This is a genomic window from Enterobacter sp. 5-4, from assembly GCF_000612205.1.
In the GTDB taxonomy this organism is placed as follows: domain Bacteria; phylum Pseudomonadota; class Gammaproteobacteria; order Enterobacterales; family Enterobacteriaceae; genus Enterobacter; species Enterobacter roggenkampii.
On record NZ_JFHW01000028.1, the window covers coordinates 191,626 to 210,301 of the forward strand.

Annotated in this window: 16 protein-coding genes; 6 read left to right on the forward strand and 10 right to left on the reverse strand. The window is 56.5% G+C overall.

Annotated elements, in window-relative coordinates; all coding sequences use genetic code 11:
• Positions 1–15: 15 nt before the first annotated feature.
• Entirely contained in the window at positions 16–1,272 is a 1,257-nt protein-coding gene (hemA, locus tag AA74_RS0119705; RefSeq protein ID WP_008499512.1) for a glutamyl-tRNA reductase, read from the reverse strand.
• A gap of 201 nt (positions 1,273–1,473) precedes the next feature.
• On the opposite strand from hemA, the gene lolB reads away from it, so the two are divergent.
• The 4 genes from lolB to dauA all read left to right on the forward strand — a co-directional run bounded on the left by lolB (position 1,474) and on the right by dauA (position 5,828).
• Positions 1,474–2,085 (forward strand): lipoprotein insertase outer membrane protein LolB, encoded by a 612-nt coding sequence (gene lolB / locus AA74_RS0119710; protein ID WP_025913100.1) that lies wholly within the window; start codon positions 1,474–1,476, stop codon positions 2,083–2,085.
• Positions 2,082–2,951 carry a 4-(cytidine 5'-diphospho)-2-C-methyl-D-erythritol kinase gene (ispE, locus tag AA74_RS0119715; RefSeq protein ID WP_025913101.1) on the forward strand — a complete coding sequence of 290 codons (870 nt, stop codon included), beginning with the start codon at positions 2,082–2,084 and terminating at the stop codon, positions 2,949–2,951. Before lolB ends, ispE begins: the two co-directional genes overlap by 4 nt.
• Before the next feature lie 125 nt (positions 2,952–3,076).
• Positions 3,077–4,024 carry a ribose-phosphate diphosphokinase gene (gene prs, locus AA74_RS0119720; RefSeq protein WP_003856663.1) on the forward strand — a complete coding sequence of 316 codons (948 nt, stop codon included), beginning with the start codon at positions 3,077–3,079 and terminating at the stop codon, positions 4,022–4,024.
• Positions 4,025–4,148: 124 nt separating this feature from the next.
• Positions 4,149–5,828, forward strand: a complete 1,680-nt coding sequence (gene dauA / locus AA74_RS0119725; protein ID WP_025913103.1) for a C4-dicarboxylic acid transporter DauA — start codon at positions 4,149–4,151, stop codon at positions 5,826–5,828.
• Here dauA and AA74_RS0119730 read toward each other — a convergent pair.
• Both AA74_RS0119730 and ychH read right to left on the reverse strand, forming a co-directional pair.
• Positions 5,814–6,872, reverse strand: a complete 1,059-nt coding sequence (locus AA74_RS0119730; RefSeq protein ID WP_025913104.1) for a MerR family transcriptional regulator — start codon at positions 6,870–6,872, stop codon at positions 5,814–5,816. The two genes, dauA and AA74_RS0119730, sit on opposite strands and share 15 nt — an antisense overlap.
• A 121-nt stretch (positions 6,873–6,993) precedes the next feature.
• On the reverse strand, positions 6,994–7,269 hold the full coding sequence (ychH, locus tag AA74_RS0119735) for a stress-induced protein YchH (protein WP_008499505.1): 276 nt from the start codon (positions 7,267–7,269) through the stop codon (positions 6,994–6,996).
• Positions 7,270–7,543: 274 nt separating this feature from the next.
• Here ychH and pth point away from each other — a divergent pair, with 274 nt between their 5' ends.
• Together pth and ychF are read left to right on the forward strand one after the other, a co-directional pair.
• On the forward strand, positions 7,544–8,128 hold the full coding sequence (pth, locus tag AA74_RS0119740; RefSeq protein WP_025913105.1) for an aminoacyl-tRNA hydrolase: 585 nt from the start codon (positions 7,544–7,546) through the stop codon (positions 8,126–8,128).
• A gap of 126 nt (positions 8,129–8,254) precedes the next feature.
• Entirely contained in the window at positions 8,255–9,349 is a 1,095-nt protein-coding gene (gene ychF / locus AA74_RS0119745) for a redox-regulated ATPase YchF (RefSeq protein WP_003856650.1), read from the forward strand.
• A gap of 45 nt (positions 9,350–9,394) precedes the next feature.
• Here the strand turns inward: ychF and AA74_RS0119750 are convergent, their stop codons facing one another.
• The 7 genes from AA74_RS0119750 to AA74_RS0119780 form a co-directional block, all read right to left on the reverse strand.
• Complete coding sequence (locus tag AA74_RS0119750; protein ID WP_025913106.1) at positions 9,395–9,838, reverse strand: DUF6386 family protein; 444 nt, start codon at positions 9,836–9,838, stop codon at positions 9,395–9,397.
• A gap of 8 nt (positions 9,839–9,846) precedes the next feature.
• Complete coding sequence (locus AA74_RS0119755) at positions 9,847–14,262, reverse strand: RHS repeat-associated core domain-containing protein (protein ID WP_025913107.1); 4,416 nt, start codon at positions 14,260–14,262, stop codon at positions 9,847–9,849.
• Positions 14,263–14,265: 3 nt separating this feature from the next.
• A complete protein-coding gene (locus AA74_RS0119760) occupies positions 14,266–14,706 on the reverse strand; it encodes a DcrB-related protein (RefSeq protein ID WP_025913108.1) in 441 nt (146 codons plus the stop codon).
• A 75-nt stretch (positions 14,707–14,781) separates the two neighbouring features.
• Entirely contained in the window at positions 14,782–15,858 is a 1,077-nt protein-coding gene (locus AA74_RS0119765) for a hypothetical protein (RefSeq protein WP_025913109.1), read from the reverse strand.
• Positions 15,859–15,861: 3 nt separating this feature from the next.
• Positions 15,862–16,428, reverse strand: coding sequence for a hypothetical protein (locus AA74_RS0119770; protein WP_025913110.1), 567 nt, complete (start codon positions 16,426–16,428; stop codon positions 15,862–15,864).
• A gap of 63 nt (positions 16,429–16,491) precedes the next feature.
• Positions 16,492–16,989, reverse strand: coding sequence for a hypothetical protein (locus AA74_RS0119775; protein ID WP_253270965.1), 498 nt, complete (start codon positions 16,987–16,989; stop codon positions 16,492–16,494).
• Positions 16,982–18,676: type VI secretion system Vgr family protein (locus AA74_RS0119780; RefSeq protein WP_025913112.1), on the reverse strand; the 1,695-nt coding region annotated here is incomplete at its 5' end. The genes AA74_RS0119780 and AA74_RS0119775, both read right to left, overlap by 8 nt.

Here is an 18,676-nt window from a genome sequence, read left to right on the forward strand (position 1 = left end):
AATGGGTATAGGGCGCTATTCCAGCCCGAGGCTGTTGCGCAGAATAGTCAGGCGTTCATCATCCCCGTCACGGGCAGCCTGCTGAAGAGATTTGGTTGGGGCATGGATCAGGCGGTTGGTCAGTTTCCACGCCAGATCCTGCATAATAGCCTGCGCGTCGCCGCCCTGCTCCAGGGCCGCTAACGCTTTGGCAGTCAGGTCATCACGCACCTGCTCCGCCTGCCCGCGGTACTCGCGGATGGTCTCGCTGACGCTTTGCGCGCGCAGCCAGGCCATAAACTCACTGGTTTCCTGCTCGACAATGGTTTCCGCCTGCACCGCCGCCGCTTTACGCTGAGCGAGGTTGTGCGAAATGATGCTTTGCAGGTCATCTACGCTGTAAAGATAGGCGTTAGCCAGCTTGCCGACTTCTGGCTCCACATCGCGCGGGACGGCGATATCCACCAGCAGCATCGGCTGATTACGGCGGGACTTCAGCGCGCGCTCCACCATCCCTTTGCCGATAATCGGCAGCGGGCTGGCGGTCGAACTGATAATAATGTCCGCCTCTTTCAGGCGTTCATCGATGTCGCTCAGGGCAACCACTTCTGCCCCCACTTCATCCGCCAGCACCTGCGCGCGTTCGCGGGTGCGGTTAGCGATAATCATCTTTTTCACTTTATGCTCGCGCAGATGGCGCGCCACAAGTTCGATGGTTTCGCCCGCGCCCACCAGCATCACGGTGACGGTGGAGAGGGATTCAAAGATTTGGCGTGCAAGGGTGCAGGCCGCGAAAGCAACAGAAACCGCACTGGCACCAATGTCGGTTTCGGTTCGCACACGCTTCGCCACGGAGAATGACTTCTGGAACATGCGCTCCAGTTCGCTGGCCTTCAGATGCCCTTTTTGCGAATCCGCAAAGGCTTTTTTCACCTGACCCAGAATTTGCGGCTCGCCCAGCACCAACGAATCCAGCCCGCTGGCCACGCGCATCAGATGGCTGACGGCATCATTGTCCTGATGCCAGTACAGGCTGTTGCGCAGCTCGTCTTCATTGAGATTGTGGTAGTCGCATAGCCAGCGGATCAGCGCTTCGTGCAGGTTGTCCTGCTCTTCCACGCTTAAATAGAGCTCGGTACGGTTGCACGTCGAGAGCACCACGCCACCCTGCACCATCGGCTGTGCAAGCAGGCTATCCAGCGCCAGGTCGAGCGTATCTGGCGAAAACGTTACGCGTTCTCGCAGCGAAACCGGGGCTGTTTTGTGGTTGATACCGAGTGCTAATAGGGTCATGTTGAGCGGGAGTAGTACCAGCGTTAATAAGGTTAGCAGAACGCATCATACAGGATGCGCGAGATCAATAAAAGAGACAGCCCCCTTTCGGAGTAATAGGTTACACAACGCTTTGAGATAATTTGAACGTAGACGGTAGCCCCCTTCGACGCTAGCATTAACAGTTATAACTGCAACGTATCTCAAGGATTTGTCCTCATTATGACCCGACTGATTCGCCTGCTGCCCCTGGCGGCACTGGTTCTGACCGCCTGTACTGTCACCCAACCAAAAGGCCCGGGCAAAAGCCCTGATTCACCGCAGTGGCGTCAGCACCAGCAGGACGTCCTTAATTTGAAGCAGTACCAGACGCGGGGCGCCTTCGCTTATCTCTCTGACGAACAAAAGGTTTATGCCCGCTTCTTCTGGCAGCAAACGGGGCAGGACAACTATCGCCTGCTGCTGCTGAACCCGCTGGGCAGCACCGAGCTGGAGCTTATCGCGAAACCGGGCGAAGCGCAGATCACCGATAACAAAGGCCAGCACTACACCGCAACCGATGCCGAAGAGATGATTGGCAAGCTGACCGGAATGCCTATCCCGCTGAACAGCCTGCGCCAGTGGATCCTCGGCCTGCCGGGTGACGCCACCGACTACACGCTTGACGATCAGTACCGTCTGAGCCAGGTGAACTACACCCAGAACGGCAAGACCTGGAAAGTGGTGTACAGCGACTATGACAGCAAGAGTAAACCGTCGCTGCCATCCAACATGGAACTGACCCAGGGCAGCCAGCGCATCAAGCTGAAAATGGACAACTGGATCGTTAAATGATGACCCACTGGCCTTCTCCGGCAAAACTGAATCTGTTTTTATACATTACCGGCCAGCGCGCTGACGGCTATCACACCCTGCAGACGCTGTTTCAGTTTATTGACTATGGCGACACAATTTCTATCGAACTGCGCCAGGACGGGCAGATTTGCCTCCTGACGCCGGTCAACGGCGTGGCGCATGAGGACAACCTGATTGTGCGCGCTGCGCGTCTGCTGATGAACGCCGCCGCGGAATCGGGGCGTCTGCCGGCGGGAAGCGGTGCGGACATCCGTATCGAGAAACGTCTGCCGATGGGCGGCGGCCTGGGCGGAGGCTCATCAAACGCCGCTACCGTGCTGGTTGCCCTGAACCACCTTTGGGGCTGTGGGCTGTCGCAGGACGAACTGGCCGCCTTAGGCTTGAGGCTGGGTGCGGATGTCCCGGTGTTTGTGCGCGGTCATGCGGCCTTTGCTGAGGGCGTGGGCGAAATCCTCTCCCCGGTCAACCCGCCGGAAAAATGGTATCTGGTTGCTCACCCCGGCGTGAGCATTCCGACCCCGGTTATCTTTAAAGATCCTGACCTGAAAAGAAATACCCCGATTCGGTCAATAGAAACGTTATTAAATTGTGAATTCAGCAACGATTGCGAGGATATCGCAAGAAAACGTTTTCGCGAGGTTGATGCGGTGCTTTCCTGGCTGTTAGAATACGCGCCGTCGCGCCTGACTGGTACAGGGGCCTGTGTCTTTGCTGAATTTGACACCGAATCCGCCGCTCGTCAGGTGCTTGAGCAAGCGCCGGTTTGGCTGCATGGTTTTGTAGCGCGTGGGATGAACATTTCCCCCCTACAGCAGGCCATTCTGGCGCAGACTGAGTTTCGGTGACAACGTCACCCTGTTCCAGACGTTGCATCGCGCTCTTTAATACACCGCCTGGATAGCCTTTGCCTGGCCCGCACAGTTTACGGCGAACGCTATCCACCACTGGACGCATGCCTGAGGTTCTTCTCGTGCCTGATATGAAGCTTTTTGCTGGTAACGCCACCCCGGAACTAGCACAACGTATTGCCAACCGCCTGTACACTTCCCTCGGCGACGCCGCCGTAGGTCGCTTTAGCGACGGCGAAGTCAGCGTACAAATCAACGAAAATGTACGCGGTGGTGATATTTTCATCATCCAGTCCACCTGTGCTCCAACGAACGACAACCTGATGGAACTGGTTGTTATGGTCGACGCCCTGCGTCGCGCTTCCGCAGGCCGTATCACTGCTGTAATCCCTTACTTCGGCTATGCCCGCCAGGACCGTCGCGTCCGTTCCGCGCGTGTGCCAATTACCGCGAAAGTTGTCGCTGACTTCCTGTCCAGCGTTGGCGTTGACCGCGTACTGACCGTTGACCTGCACGCAGAGCAGATCCAGGGCTTCTTCGACGTCCCGGTTGATAACGTATTCGGCAGCCCAATCCTGCTGGAAGACATGCTGCAGCTGAACCTGGATAACCCAATCGTGGTTTCTCCGGACATCGGCGGCGTGGTACGAGCCCGTGCTATCGCTAAGCTGCTGAACGATACCGACATGGCGATCATCGACAAACGTCGTCCGCGCGCTAACGTTTCTCAGGTGATGCACATCATCGGTGACGTGGCTGGCCGCGACTGCGTGCTGGTTGACGACATGATCGATACCGGCGGTACGCTGTGTAAAGCGGCTGAAGCGCTGAAAGAGCGTGGTGCCAAGCGCGTATTCGCTTACGCGACCCACCCGATCTTCTCCGGCAATGCCGTAAACAACCTGCGCAACTCCGTCATTGACGAAGTTGTAGTATGCGATACCATCCCACTGAGCGACGAGATCAAGGCACTGCCAAACGTGCGTACCCTGACCCTGTCCGGGATGCTGGCCGAAGCGATTCGTCGTATCAGCAACGAAGAATCCATCTCTGCAATGTTCGAACACTAATCGAACACGGCCGAAAAACCCGCTGCGGCGGGTTTTTTTGTCTCTGGGTTTTATTTGTATGATTAATGCCTCCTTCACCTGCCATTCACATGACAGATGATGCGCATACGGATGATAGATAATTGTGAAAAACGTAACCTCCTCACATGTTCTGCCCTTTCGCGCCCTCATCGACGCCTGCTGGAAAGAGAAGTACACCTCCTCACGCTTTGTTCGTGACCTGATTGCCGGGATCACCGTCGGCATTATTGCCATCCCGCTGGCGATGGCGCTGGCGATTGGCAGCGGCGTTGCGCCGCAGTACGGCCTGTACACCTCGGCCGTGGCCGGGATCGTCATCGCTCTGACCGGCGGCTCACGCTTCAGCGTCTCCGGCCCGACCGCCGCCTTTGTGGTGATCCTCTACCCCGTTTCGCAGCAGTTTGGTCTGGCTGGCCTGCTGGTCGCCACCCTGATGTCCGGCGTCTTTTTGATTCTGTTTGGTCTGGCCCGCTTTGGGCGGCTGATTGAGTACATCCCCCTTTCCGTCACGCTGGGGTTCACCTCGGGGATTGGGATCACCATCGGAACCATGCAGATCAAGGATTTCCTCGGCCTGCAAATGCCCCATGTTCCGGAGCACTATTTACAGAAAGTGGGTGCGCTGTTTATGGCGCTTCCGACGGCCAACCTGGGCGACGCCGCCATCGGGATTGTGACGCTGGGCACGCTGATCGTCTGGCCTCGCCTGGGCATTCGACTGCCGGGCCATCTGCCCGCGCTGCTGTTGGGCTGCGCGGTGATGGCTGTCGTCAATATGTTCGGCGGCCATGTCGCCACTATCGGCTCGCAGTTCCACTATGTTCTGGCGGACGGTTCGCAGGGGAGCGGCATTCCGCAGCTGCTGCCGCAGCTGGTGCTGCCGTGGGATATGCCCGGATCCAGCTTTACCTTAAGCTGGGATTCCCTGCGCGCCCTGCTTCCCGCCGCGTTCTCGATGGCGATGCTGGGGGCGATTGAATCCCTGCTCTGCGCCGTCGTTCTGGACGGGATGACCGGCACCAAGCACAAAGCCAACAGCGAGCTGGTTGGTCAGGGGTTAGGGAACCTCATCGCACCGTTCTTTGGCGGTATTACCGCCACGGCAGCCATCGCCCGTTCTGCGGCAAACGTGCGCGCGGGGGCAACGTCACCCGTTTCGGCAGTTATCCACTCCCTGCTGGTGATCCTCGCCCTGCTGATCCTCGCCCCGCTGCTCTCCTGGCTACCGCTTTCCGCCATGGCCGCCCTGCTGCTGATGGTGGCCTGGAACATGAGTGAGGCGCACAAGGTGGTAAACCTGCTGCGTCGGGCACCGAAAGACGACATCATCGTGATGCTGATCTGCATGTCGCTGACCGTGCTGTTCGATATGGTTATCGCCATCAGCGTCGGGATCGTGCTGGCTTCCCTGCTGTTTATGCGCCGTATTGCGCAAATGACGCGCCTCTCCCCGGTTAACGTGGAGGTGCCTGACGATGTGCTGGTTCTGCGCGTGATTGGCCCGCTGTTCTTCGCCGCGGCGGAAGGTCTGTTCAGCGATCTGGAGTCTCGCATCGCGGGCAAACGGGTTGTGGTGCTAAAATGGGATGCCGTACCGGTGCTGGATGCGGGCGGCCTGGACGCCTTCCAGCGCTTTGTGAAACGTCTGCCTGAAGGCTGTGAGCTGCGGGTGAGTAACCTCGAATTCCAGCCCCTGCGCACCATGGCGCGTGCAGGCGTGCAGCCGATCCCTGGCCGCCTTGCTTTTTATCCTAACCGTGAAGCCGCGTTAGCGGATCTGTGAGCCGCCTGATGCAGAGAAACGTCTCTGCATCATCACCCCGATCGCCTGCTGGAGCCACCCAAGCACGGCAGGCGTCATCCAGGTTCCCTTCATCAGATGCGGCTCCTGCTGCATGGCCGTACGAAACTTTTGCTGGGTCTCCGGGTTGGTGCCCGCGTACGACTGGAACAGCGCCAGCCAGTTTTCGGCAAGCTTTTGGGCATCGTCAGAGGCGGGGTCGAGATTTTCCCGCTGCGCCTGATGCAGCTTCGCCACCAGCGGCGGCCACTCCATCATGCGATCAAAGTAGTGCTTCCGCGTAAAGGCCATCTCTTCGGGAGTAAGGTACTTCTCCCATATGCTGAGCTTGGATTCCGCAAACGCGCGCGTAATGTAATCCGTCATCTCCGGCGTGATGCCGGTTTGCGCCTGCATCTGTGGCTCTACGCTGTGCATCTCGTTCAGCCGGGTAAGAAACTCCGGTTTGCCCGCCGTGTCCTGCTCCAGGCGCTCCATCCAGCGCGTCGCCAGGTCCTTCGCCCTCTCGTCCGTAACGGGTATATGGTGCTCCAGCAGCGCGTTGGCCTCTGCCACCAGCCCTGACCAGATAGCCGACAGCGCGTCCTTCTGCACCGCAAACGGCAGCTGCTGTAACTCTTCTTTGCTAAACCAGCGATCGTACATATTCATTAACTCCAGAGTCTGTAGCCAGGATTCCAGGTCTGGCGTCGCATCGTCGAGAAGCCCGGTACGCAGTTCGACCAGCCGGTCGCGCAGCGTATGTATGCTGCGCAGCTGTTTATCCAGCAACGTGATTTGCGCATCGAGTAACTCGGTTAACGACAGCGACTCCTGTTCCAGGAAATCCCTGATTTCAGCAAGTTCCAGCCCCGCTTTTGCCAGCGCCTGGATCATGTGCAGACGCTGGACATCCGCCAGGTTGTAAAGCCGGTAACCTGCCGCGCTTCTGGCAGAAGGCAGCAACACTCCTGTTTGCTCATAGTGATGCAATGTGCGTACGGTGATACCGGCCCGTTTCGCCAGTTCACCCACCTGAATCAACATAACTGCTCCTTTTCTTTGCCAGTGCCGCCACTCTGGCGCCTTACGTTACGTGAGGGTCAACCCTCGATGCAAAAAAAAAACGACTCCCAGGGAGTCGTTTCGGTATTCTTTCGTCATGGCACTAGCTGTGCTTATGCTGATCTCGACGGCAGCGTTTATCGTAGTGGCGCACCCACCAGTATTTATCGCAGACTTCCTCATGTCCGCTCACGCGCGCCCCGGCGAGCCACAATACCGCACCGAGGAAGATGCTCAGTACCGCGCCATGCGCGAAGTATTGCGGAAGATCAAGCTGTGGCAGCTGGTTTAATATGGAATAACCTACGCCGACGACCATCACAAACAGCCCCAAACCCATCAGCACGTTACCGAGTAGCGAAGCGTTTTTGCGTTTCATGTGTCACCTCCGGAACTTTGGGTTGTCAGGGGAAAAGCCCCTAATCCTTGTGTGTAAAGTATAGACAACGCTCCTTTTATGAGTTGCGTGAATGATCACAATTACAGATAACGCCCACACAAAAGTTTACAAATAACACGTTGAACAGCTTGAAATTCTAATTGTTCAGGTAAGTAATTATTCGTATTTCGCTGCGACGATCGCAGAATTTTGTCAAGCGGCGCGCCAGACAGTAAACTACGCGCCAGATCTGGAACCCATTAGGAATTGAATCGTGACGATTAAAATGATTGTCGGCCTCGCCAACCCGGGCGCAGAATATGCGGCTACCCGCCACAATGCCGGGGCATGGTACGTCGATCTGCTGGCCGAGCGGTTACGTGCTCCCCTGCGTGAAGAACCTAAATTCTTCGGGTATACCTCACGTATCAACCTTGCTGGCGCGGATGTTCGCCTGCTGGTCCCCACCACGTTTATGAATCTGAGTGGTAAAGCCGTGGCGGCGATGGCAACGTTTTATCGCATCAATCCGGATGAAATTCTGGTCGCCCACGATGAGCTGGATCTTCCCCCTGGCGTGGCAAAATTCAAGCTGGGTGGCGGGCACGGTGGTCACAACGGTCTTAAAGACATCATCAGCAAGCTGGGCAATAACCCGAATTTCCACCGTTTGCGCGTGGGAATCGGCCATCCGGGCGATAAAAACAAAGTTGTCGGTTTCGTGCTCGGTAAGCCACCGGTTTCTGAGCAGAAACTGATTGATGAGGCGGTAGACGAAGCGGCGCGCTGCACGGAAATCTGGCTGCAAGACGGCTTAACCAAAGCGACAAACCGCTTACACGCTTTCAAAGCGCAATAATCCGCCCGATACGGCTTTTTTACCGCGCGTCATGCGGGTTACGTGTATAATAGGCGTAGTTATTTACTTTTCATCAATCGGTTATCGTTAACGGATTGATTATCAAGATATTAAGGTGATTTAGAAATGGGATTCAAATGCGGTATCGTCGGTCTGCCAAACGTGGGCAAATCCACCCTGTTTAACGCGCTTACCAAAGCGGGTATCGAAGCGGCGAACTTCCCGTTCTGTACCATCGAACCTAACACCGGCGTTGTGCCAATGCCTGATCCGCGTCTGGACCAGCTCGCGGAAATCGTGAAGCCGCAGCGCATTCTGCCAACCACCATGGAATTCGTGGACATCGCGGGCCTGGTAAAAGGCGCATCCAAAGGCGAAGGTCTGGGTAACCAGTTCCTGACCAACATTCGTGAAACTGAAGCGATCGGCCACGTTGTGCGCTGCTTCGAGAACGACAACATCATCCACGTCAACAACAAAGTGGATCCGGCTGACGACATCGACGTCATCAACACCGAGCTGGCGCTCTCTGACCTCGACACCTGCGAACGCGCGATTCACCGCGTGCAGAAGAAAGCCAAAGGCGGCGACAAGGACGCGAAAGCGGAACTGGCTGCGCTGGAAAAATGTCTGCCACAGCTGGAAAACGCCGGCATGCTGCGCGCGCTGAAAAACCTGACTGACGAAGACAAAGCGGCGATCAAATACCTGAGCTTCCTGACCCTGAAGCCAACCATGTACATCGCCAACGTTAACGAAGACGGTTTCGAGAACAACCCGTACCTCGACAAAGTGCGTGAAATCGCCGCGGCGGAAGGTTCTGTGGTTGTTGCGGTTTGCGCGGCCGTTGAATCCGACATCGCCGAGCTGGACGACGCCGACCGTGAAGAGTTCATGGCCGAGCTGGGTCTGGAAGAGCCGGGCCTGAACCGCGTAATTCGTGCAGGTTATGAGCTGCTGAACCTGCAGACCTACTTCACCGCTGGCGTGAAAGAAGTGCGTGCGTGGACGATTCCTGTGGGTGCGACTGCGCCTCAGGCGGCCGGTAAGATCCACACCGACTTCGAGAAAGGCTTTATTCGTGCGCAGACTATCGCGTTTGAAGACTTCATCACCTACAAGGGTGAGCAAGGCGCGAAAGAAGCAGGCAAGATGCGTGCGGAAGGGAAAGATTACATCGTTAAAGATGGCGATGTGATGAACTTCCTGTTTAACGTCTGATTTGTTTTGAATGAAAAAAATCCACGCCTTGGCGTGGATTTTCATTCAGAGATAAACTCCCTCTTCTAATGAATTTTCAGTAAACACTGCTTTTGTAAAGGAAATTAGAACATCTGAACCTTGTTTTTTATATTTAACCTCGTAACTACCAGGTTCTAAAGTAATAAACTCGCCTGAAATAGCATCTGAATCATCTGGTTCCAGATCTCCGCCAGTGACATCCTCTCCCGCCCCTATGAAAACCTTTCCAGTAGGTACGTTTAAAAATAAAGAACCGGTATATTCACCAATGTCATTTTTAATATCAATTTTATAAGTACCATCATCACCAAGATTGAGAAATAATACATTCCCTTTATTTATTTCTTCAATTTCATCTTCTGGAAGACTCCACCAATCTGCATCATCATTAATCCTATGCTTTAATGACATCAAATCATAAATTACTAATGTTGCAGTATCCGTCTGTATATTAATGGATTTATTCATTTTACCCTCTACTGAAATATTATTTCACTGATGGCATCTCCGGGCTGAAGCCCCGCCTTTCTGCCTGCATTTTTCAAAGAACTACCGACACTTTTATTAATGGTTTCATTCAGCATTTGTAATCTTTGTGTAGGCGAACCTCCAACAATTAAATCAACAGGATGATCAGCGTTTAACTTACTTAGATCAGGTGCTGAGCCAAACATTTTTTCAAAGCGCGCAGAAACAGCCTGCCTGTAAGAACTTTGCAAAGATGAAATCCTAACCTCATGGGTGCCCGGAGACCAAACTAACTCTCCTCGTTGAGCCGCTCGGTTTAAGGCATTCATTTTTTTCATAAACTGTCTTTCAAGGAATTTTCTCTCAGTTGAAGACAGCTTTGTGCTGCTTAAAATCTTCGGTTTATTGACAGTTAAGCGGGTACCTCCAGAACACCTACTCAACCCCCACGGATCGATCCACCCCAGCGCATTCGGCGCATACTGGTAAAGATTTATCCCCCCCGCCAGCCCTATCGGATCCTGCTGCGTAAACCTTCCGCAGTCCGGGTCATAATAACGGAACAGATTGTAGTGCAGCCCTGTCTCACGGTCCAGGTATTGCCCCTGCATGCGCAGGTTCTGAGAATATCCTGATACCTGCGTCTCGCTTTCCCGCAGCAGCTTGCCCCAGGCGCTGTTCACCCCTTCCCAGCGCACCTGCCCTTCGACATCCGTCATCCGCTCCGGCGTGCCGTTGGGCTGGCAGTGGAACCAGAAAATCTCCGGGGCATCAACGCCGTCAATACGCGCCAGCGGGTCGTAGCTGTCCTGATCGCTGTAGACGTAGGTCAGCGGCACATCCCCGTGCACTTCCTGCAGCAGGCGGAACCCTTCCCAGACAAACCGGGTGGTGACCGGCTTGCCGGCTGGCTGTCCGCCCAGCATCTGGCGGCGCGTTTTGCTGATGCGGCGACCGAGCGGATCGTAGCGGAAGCTGACCTGCGTCTGCGGCTTTTTGCGATCCCGAGGCTGGCTGATGACTTCCGTCAAGCGATGTTCGCCGTCGTAGCGGTAGTGCCAGCGGATCTGGCCGTTATCCTTCTCCACGGTGCGGCCGTGGATGTCATAACGCCAGCGAATGCCGTTCAGCTGCGTCAGGCGGTTGTGCGTGACCTTCTCAGCAGAACCTTCCAGCGGGTTACCGGCTGCATCCCAGCGCCACTGCTCCTGACCCGGCAGCGTGCCGTCCTGAACGAGCAGGCGCCCGGCGCTGTCGTACTGCCAGCGGTACCAGCTGAACGGGTTATCGTCCCGCTCTTCGCGCACCAGATTATTGCGGTAGTCGTAATCCCAGCGGCGGGACCAGCGGCGCGGCGACGGGCGCTGCGCATTGCCGGTAAAGACGTCCCGGCGGTGCAGGCGCCCAAGACGATCGTACTCGCTGCGGGTGGTCAGCAGCCCCTGGGTGCGGCTGGTCTCCCGGTGGAGTTCGTCGCGGGTAAAGTCGGAGACCGACAGCTTATCGAGCGCAATGCTGAGCAGATGCCCGCTGCCGTAGTAGAACTGCTTCAGCTCGCGGCCATCGGGCAGCGTGACGGAGGTGCGGTTGCCCAGCGCGTCATACTCCCACGCCAGCTCACCGTGCTCGCCAGCTTCGCGCGTCACGCGACCAAGCGCGTCATACTCAAAGGCAAGTTCCTGCTCTGCCTCGGTGGTCCACGCGTCGGGTGAAAGCGCAGGATGCAGACCAATCCGGCTTAATAGCCCGGAAGGCGTGTAATGGTAGCGGGTCTGCCCTTCCGGCGTGGTGCGGGCGACCAGCTGGCCGCTCGCGCTCCAGGCGAAGGCGTGGGTGATAGCCTCCGGATGACCGGCGGCAAAGGTGCGCGCAATCGTGCGCCCGCAGGCATCATAGCGATACTGCGAGGCTACGCCATCGAGCCCCACCTCTTCCAGCAGCAGCGAGTCTGGCCCCCAGCGGAACTGATACGCTTCGCCGTTCTCGTTTTCCAGGGCAATCAGATGCCCGCGGCTGTCCCAGCGGCGGCGCACTTCTTCACCCTGCGTATTACGGGTGGCGATTAAGCGCCCCGCCTCGTCGTATCTGAACTCACTTTCTTTCCCGTCAGCGCCCGCATGCTTCACCGGCAGGCCACGTTCGTTCCATTTGAGCGATTCCGTCCAGCCTTCCGGGCGATCGAGCTGCACCGGACGCCCTGCGGCGTCGTAGCGGTAGCGCGTCTCTTCACCGTCGGCGCCAGTCTCAGCCACCAGCCAGCCCAGCGGATGATAGCGATAGCGGGTAATACGCCCGGAACAGTCCGTCGAACGGACAATCTGCCCGGCCTCGTTGTACTCCTGGTAGCGGCTGTTGCCAGCGGCATCGACCTCTTCAACGACCTGGCCAAACTCGTCCCGGCGCAGCTGCGTCGTCTGCCCCATCGGGTCCACAACGCGCTTGAGCCCGTGATGTTCGTCGTACCAGAACCGGGTGGCGCTGCCGTCGGCTTCGATAATGGCCGCGGGAAGCGCGCGGTGCTCTAGCCAGGTGGTGGTGCGGGTATTGCCGTCGGCATCGGTCTCCTGCACCCGGTTGCCCATCTCGTCGTAGACGAAGGTGACGGCGTTGCCGAGCGGATCGATGCGACGCGTGAGAAGCTCGTTATCATCCCACTCGTAGCGCCAGTTTTCACCGCGCTCGTCAACGTAGCGGACAATCAGATTCTGCGCGTTCCAGTAGTGGCGGCGCGTCTGACCATCGTAGTGCTCGACGGTCGTCAGCCCGGCGGCTAAATCATAGCTAAAGCGGCAGCCGTCGCCGGTGCTGGTGCGGTTTTCCACCACGCGCCAGTGGTCGAATTTTTGCCAGCGGTATTCGCTCTCCAGCCCGCCCGGCATCCGGTGCCAGACCATCAGGCCGTGGTCGTTGTAACGGTATTCACGCGTCACCACGCCGGAGGCGTCCGTCGCGCTCGCCAGCTGGCCGCGCGCATCGTAGCCCCACTGCATCAGCGGCCAGGCTTGGTTGCCGTCGAAATGGCTGGCAGCGGTAACGCGATGGGGGAATCGTTCATCTTCATAGCGCAGGGTGACGTCTATCGCCCGCGGCTCGTCGTGAAGACCAACCAGCCTGCCGTGCTCGTCCCACTCCGTCAGCAGCGCGTTGCCGTATTCGTCGCTAAGGGAGGCCAGACGCAGGATGGAGGGATTCGCCCGTGTCGGTTTATACAGACGCCACACCGCACCGTCATCGTCGGCAATCGCCACGTCGCCGTTCTCATTGCGGCGGATAATGATGCCTTCGCTGATGCTGTAAAACGCGCGGTCGACAGGCGGCAGTTCAAAGCTCAGCTCGCGCCCGGTTTCGTCGAACCAGGTCGCATGGTTATCTTCCAGCGTCAGATAGCTGTCAAAAGTCGTTGCCCAGCCCAGGCCGAACAGCCCTTCGCGGGTAGTCAGGCTGTTGTAGCTACGCTGCCAGCGAAGCGGAAAGCGCCCCGGCAGCGAGAAGTCGAGCTCATCGTCGTCGTTCAGCACCTTCACGCCAGTGGCGGCGTGGACCGGGTGCGAGGAGCCAAACACGGCGTTGACCGCCATATCCGCCAGCATCCCGCCGCCGGCCGCGGCCAGCGCGCAGGGCATGTTTTTCAGGATCTTGCCCGGACGCCCGCGCAGCAGGGAGAGCGCAATCATCCCCAGCGCCAGACCCGGCGTTTTACCGCTTTTGATATCGCGGACCGTAAGCGTGTCCCCGCCGATGATCACGTTCGGGGAGACGTCGTCGGAAACGGTGCCTTCGCAGGTGGTGCGATCTTTCGCACGCACCGCGGGCTGCCCGTTGATAAAGACGCTTTTGGAGCCTTCCGCCAGATACTGCGGCCCGGAGTGTTTTTCACACGCCACCTTATCTTCTTCCAGCGGCGAGGTTCCCGCGGCGGCTGAGGCCACGCTCGGCTGCCACATTTCGCTGCCAAACTGTCCGGCGGCGGAAAGCAGCATGCCCGCGTAATCGGCAAAGCTGCCCGGCGACTGCGGCTCAGGGGACGGGGTATCGGCGGGCGTGAGCGTGCCTGCCGCGCGTGCGGCGGGGATTGCGTTGGTCAGAACGTTATTTGAACCGGTGGTGATTTTACCCGCAGGTGACGGCGGGAAAAGCGCATTGCCTAATCCTTCCGCGGCGTTGCTGATATCGTCGGTAATACCCGCCACGTTCGCCAACACGCCACCGATAATCCCGCTTAACAAACAGCTGGATCCAATTGCCGCCACGCCTGCGGCGGCAGCACCCGCACCGAGTAGAGGCGCGGCAGCCGTTGCCGCCAGCCCCACTGCCGCACCGATCACCGCATAGGCGGCACCTTCCGCCACAATGCTGGTGATATCAGCAAAAATGCTGGAGTGAATAATCTCGTCGCCCTTACGGGCCGCGTTGTTATCGCTCATGCCTTACACATTCCGGTTGTCGTTTAGCGTCAGACTCTGCTTAAGCGCGCTCCAGCACACCTCGTCCTCTTCGGTAAAGGCTCTTAATGCCGAGAGGGTAAAAATCATCAATACCGGTTTGCCCGGCGTCTGCACGGCCAGCTGTTTTTGCCACAGGCGCTGTCCGTTACGGTCAAACGTGGTCTCAACTTCCAGCCCGTTAATTTTTCCGTCAGGCCCGGCGTTTACGTTCCGGAATTCGCTCTGGGCGATCTCACCCATCTGAGGACGCAACACATCCCACTGGCGGTGAAACTCTTGTTCGTAGTCGCTGCCATCGAGAATCACGCCGCGGCTGACCACCACGGACAGCCCGCTTTCGTCATCGCGAATAATGTTCATGCTGTTATCCTGCCAGGCAGCAGGAAAAAGGGAAAATGAACCTTCCTGGAGGGTGTATTTCATAAGTTAACTCGGGATGATTAATATTGAGAGAAACAAAAAGGCCAATCCATGTTGGCCCTTTGGCTGGCTGTTTTATTATTTACGCCATTGACCTGATTGTTCGACTAAAACATGGCTGCCTTTGCTGACAACCAATTTCACGGGTGCATAAGTCACGGTATAAGCGATCTCGCCATTCTTGTAGGTTGAGCCGATTATTTTACCTGCGGAGTCGTGCAACGTTTTTCCCCTTAAGGAGATCGTACTGTTATCGCTTTTGCGCACGCCGAGATAGACCATCTGATCACATTCGCTATCAAAATGACCGCACTTATTTATAAGAGAAATAGCGAACCTTTCGGTGTCCAGTTTTCTGGTTTCAGCGTTTTGAACCGAAGCGGCTTTTCGTAACGTATAACGCTGCGGAGCATAATCATTTCCTTTTTGCGGAGGCGTTACCAGACGCCATTCCATTTCACTCCCCTTTATTTCCAGAACAGCCCGTCCGCCTGCGCCGCCAAACGATGAGTCGAACTCTACGTTCGCACGGTTTCCCGCGATCGTACCGCTAAGATTATGCTCATCATCTTCCGGGCAGTCGATGCGGTTTCCTCTCTGGGAGATATAGCAATAAGACCCGGTGATACGGTTGCCTGATTCAGCTAACTGCAGGGTTAACGTCGAGTCGTTGCCAACCCCGCCTGCCCAAACCCCGTCAAACGCAGGTCTCGATTGGCTGTTCGCTGCAAACTGCATCGTATTGAACCTGGCGGCCCATTGCTGAATATCGGCATTAATCGGCTGACTATTATCAGATGACTGGTAATGGATAACGTTTGATTCTGGAACCACCCAGGCCGCGAAGATTTTGCCGTCAGGATTGATAACCAGCGCTGAGGCATTTTCCTGGTAGAGATCCTTTAGCCAGCCCTCAACAAACAATCCTCCACCTAAAGTGGTATGCGGTTCACCGAAGACATCAAAGTTATCAATAAAGTCCTGGTAATGATTTCCCAGCGTTTTCCTGAGAATGCCTGTCACTTCGCTATCATTAACGATGCGACTTACCGTATTGAGCTTATTGTATTGCGATAATTCAAGCGCGGTTGACGTTTCAACGACGCCAGCCAATAAAGCCGCGCACAATGCGGATGCTAAAAGTTTATTGGACATAATTTACTCTGAAGAACCATTATCGTAATTCATTGTTATTTTCACAACGTTGCCGCCCTTCATCTCAAAAGAGAGTACTTTTTTACCCAACGCATAGGAAACCCACTGGGTCCCTGAATCATTTTCAACAAGGCCATTGCCGTATGCGTTGTTCAGCTCTCTGGTTGTTGAACCCACATGGACACCCCGCGGCGTTGCGAAGTCTTCGGCAGTCAGCGTAATCTGCGACACGATATAATCATCAACGCTTCGTTCAGCTTTATCCCACCAGAGATTGGAACTGAATATTTCTAACCCAGCCCTTTGATGCTGGTAGAATTTATAGTTCGTTCCGTCAAAAGGAACCTCACCGACAAAGTTGCCTTCCCACGGCACATCAATTTTACCGGCACTATCAGGAGACCATCGGTCGCCCAATGCGACAGGCTGGTCTTTGATCTGCACAGAAAAATCCCGTTTTGTCAGAACGGGAGGCATCACCTGAGCCAAAACCACATTGCTGCCGAGACAGGTAAGCATCAGGGCAGAAAAAAGAAATGTCGGCGTGTGTTTTTTCACGTTAATCGTCATTTATTGAATGTGTATTGCTATTATCATCCAGAAGAAACCGCCAGGACATGAGTGCAGTATTTCTTAGTCTGCGCTAATGACGACTGAACCCAGACAGTGAGGATTTTTCACGGTGAAACTGAAGCTCACCTTTTGTCCATTCATATCTTTTCGGGCTATATAGCTGGTCACTTCGTTCTCCGAACGGCCGCGCGGATAATCAGTTAACCTCAACTGCGGATAGCGCTTTTTAACGGTATCAAGCGTTATGCATTGACCTGAGGAGGGTGAAAAATTCAGTAAAGGCGCCATGCCGTCGTTATCTTTGCTTAAACGTAACTCAATTGCGGTTATGTTCGTCCCATCAGCGAGTTTGATATCGTCGGCATTGTAGAAATTGATATATTCATTTTGCCTGGTCATCTTAAACGATAACGGCGCATTACTAAGGGTTGTAACGGATAACGTCTTAAGCGATGCACTCATCCCGGAAATGAACATCCAAAGATCCTTTTTCTGAGCGTCTCCTTCAGCCATTCCCGTCGTTAATAATGCGATAAGTACCGCACCGGCCTTACTCATCTTTTGGCGTAAATTTCGCCTGCACCGCCGCATCAATATCCCCTTTATGCCCCGATCCCGGCGCCGTCGTGCCCGGCTTGGTTCCCGACGTGTTCAGATGCAGCTTACCGCCCGTAGTGATATACCCATCCCCCTCGACAAAGAAGTTAAACTCTTTGCCGATCAGGTTAATCTTGCCGTTCGCGTTGAGTTCAATGGCGCTCTCACCAGAGACCAACCGCAGCTTCGTCCCGGAAGCGATAACATACTGCTCCACCGCCGCATCCAGCTTACCTTTCCCCGTCAGGATCTCGGTGCCACCTTTCACGGCCTGGGTCTGATTCGCTTCCACGCGATGCAGTTCGTTTTTCTTCACGTAATGGCTGCGCGCTCCGCCGACGCTGTGCGTTTCATCATTTTTAACGCTGGTGTCCATGTTACGCTCGGCCTGGATCCACACCTGCTCTGCACCCGCTTTATCCTCAAACCGCAGGGCGTTGGCATTGTCCACGGAACCGTCTTTTGTGCGGCTCATAAAGCCCATCTGCGTCGCCGCAGCCGGCAGCGCCCACGGCGGCATGCTCGCGTCGTTGTACACGCGACCGGTAATGATCGGACGGTCCGGGTCGCCGTTGATAAAGTCCACCACCACCTCATCGCCCACGCGCGGGATCTGCACCCCGCCGTAGCCCTGGCCCGCCCACGCGCTCGACACGCGCACCCAGCAGGAGCTGGTGTCATCGCCCTTCGCCAGACGGTCCCAGTGGAACTTCACCTTCACCCGGCCGTATTTGTCCGTCCAGATACTCTCGCCCTTCGGCCCCACCACTTTCGCCGTCTGCGGGCCGTAGGTGCGCGGCCACGCCGTGCTCTGCGCCGGACGGTAGGCCACCGACGCAGGAATGACCGTGAAATCGGTCCGGTGAATGGTCTCCCCCTCGCCGCTGGCATAGCGGTTCTCTTCGAGGTGGTAACCCGCGGCAGTGACCAGATACTCTCCGTTGTCGCTGAAGAACGGCGCGTTGGTTAAGGTGAAGGTGTGCCCGGGCGCAATCCCCGCCGCCGTGGCGGTGGCCTGAATCTGCTGATGCTCAACCTGCCAGCGCTCCTGACGAATGCGGGCATAGAACTCCCCGTGCCCCTTGTCCACAAAGCGACCCGGCCAGTCGTACACGTCGATGCTGCCTGGCTTCGGCGACGCCGGGTTCTGCTGGGCCTGGAACAGCCACGCGTTCGGCTTGCGGAAGTCATAGTCGTCGAGGCTGTAAATCCCCGGCGTCACGCTGTCCTCCAGCGCCCACTGGCTGATGCCCTCTTCGTCCGTACTGCCGCCTGACGGCGTCTGGTGGTAAGGAATGACCTCATAGCCGCTGAACGGCTGGTACTGCGTGGCGGCGTCGGTGAGCACCAGAGTGTGCTTGTCCGCCTCATGGCGGAAGTGATACGCAATCCCCTCCAGCTCCATCAGACGGCTGATGAAGTCCAGGCTCGACTCCTGATACTGCACGCAGTAGTCCCACACCCGGTAGCTGCCGGTGAGTTTGTCCTCAACGTTGACCTGATGCTCACCCAGCAGGGTTTTCACAATCTGCGGCACCGTCTGGCCCTGGAAGATACGCAGGTTACGGTCGCGCTTCATTGGCCACAGGTCCGGCTCCACCGTCAGCTGGTACACCGCATAGCGGGTGCCCGTCAGCTCAACGGCGCT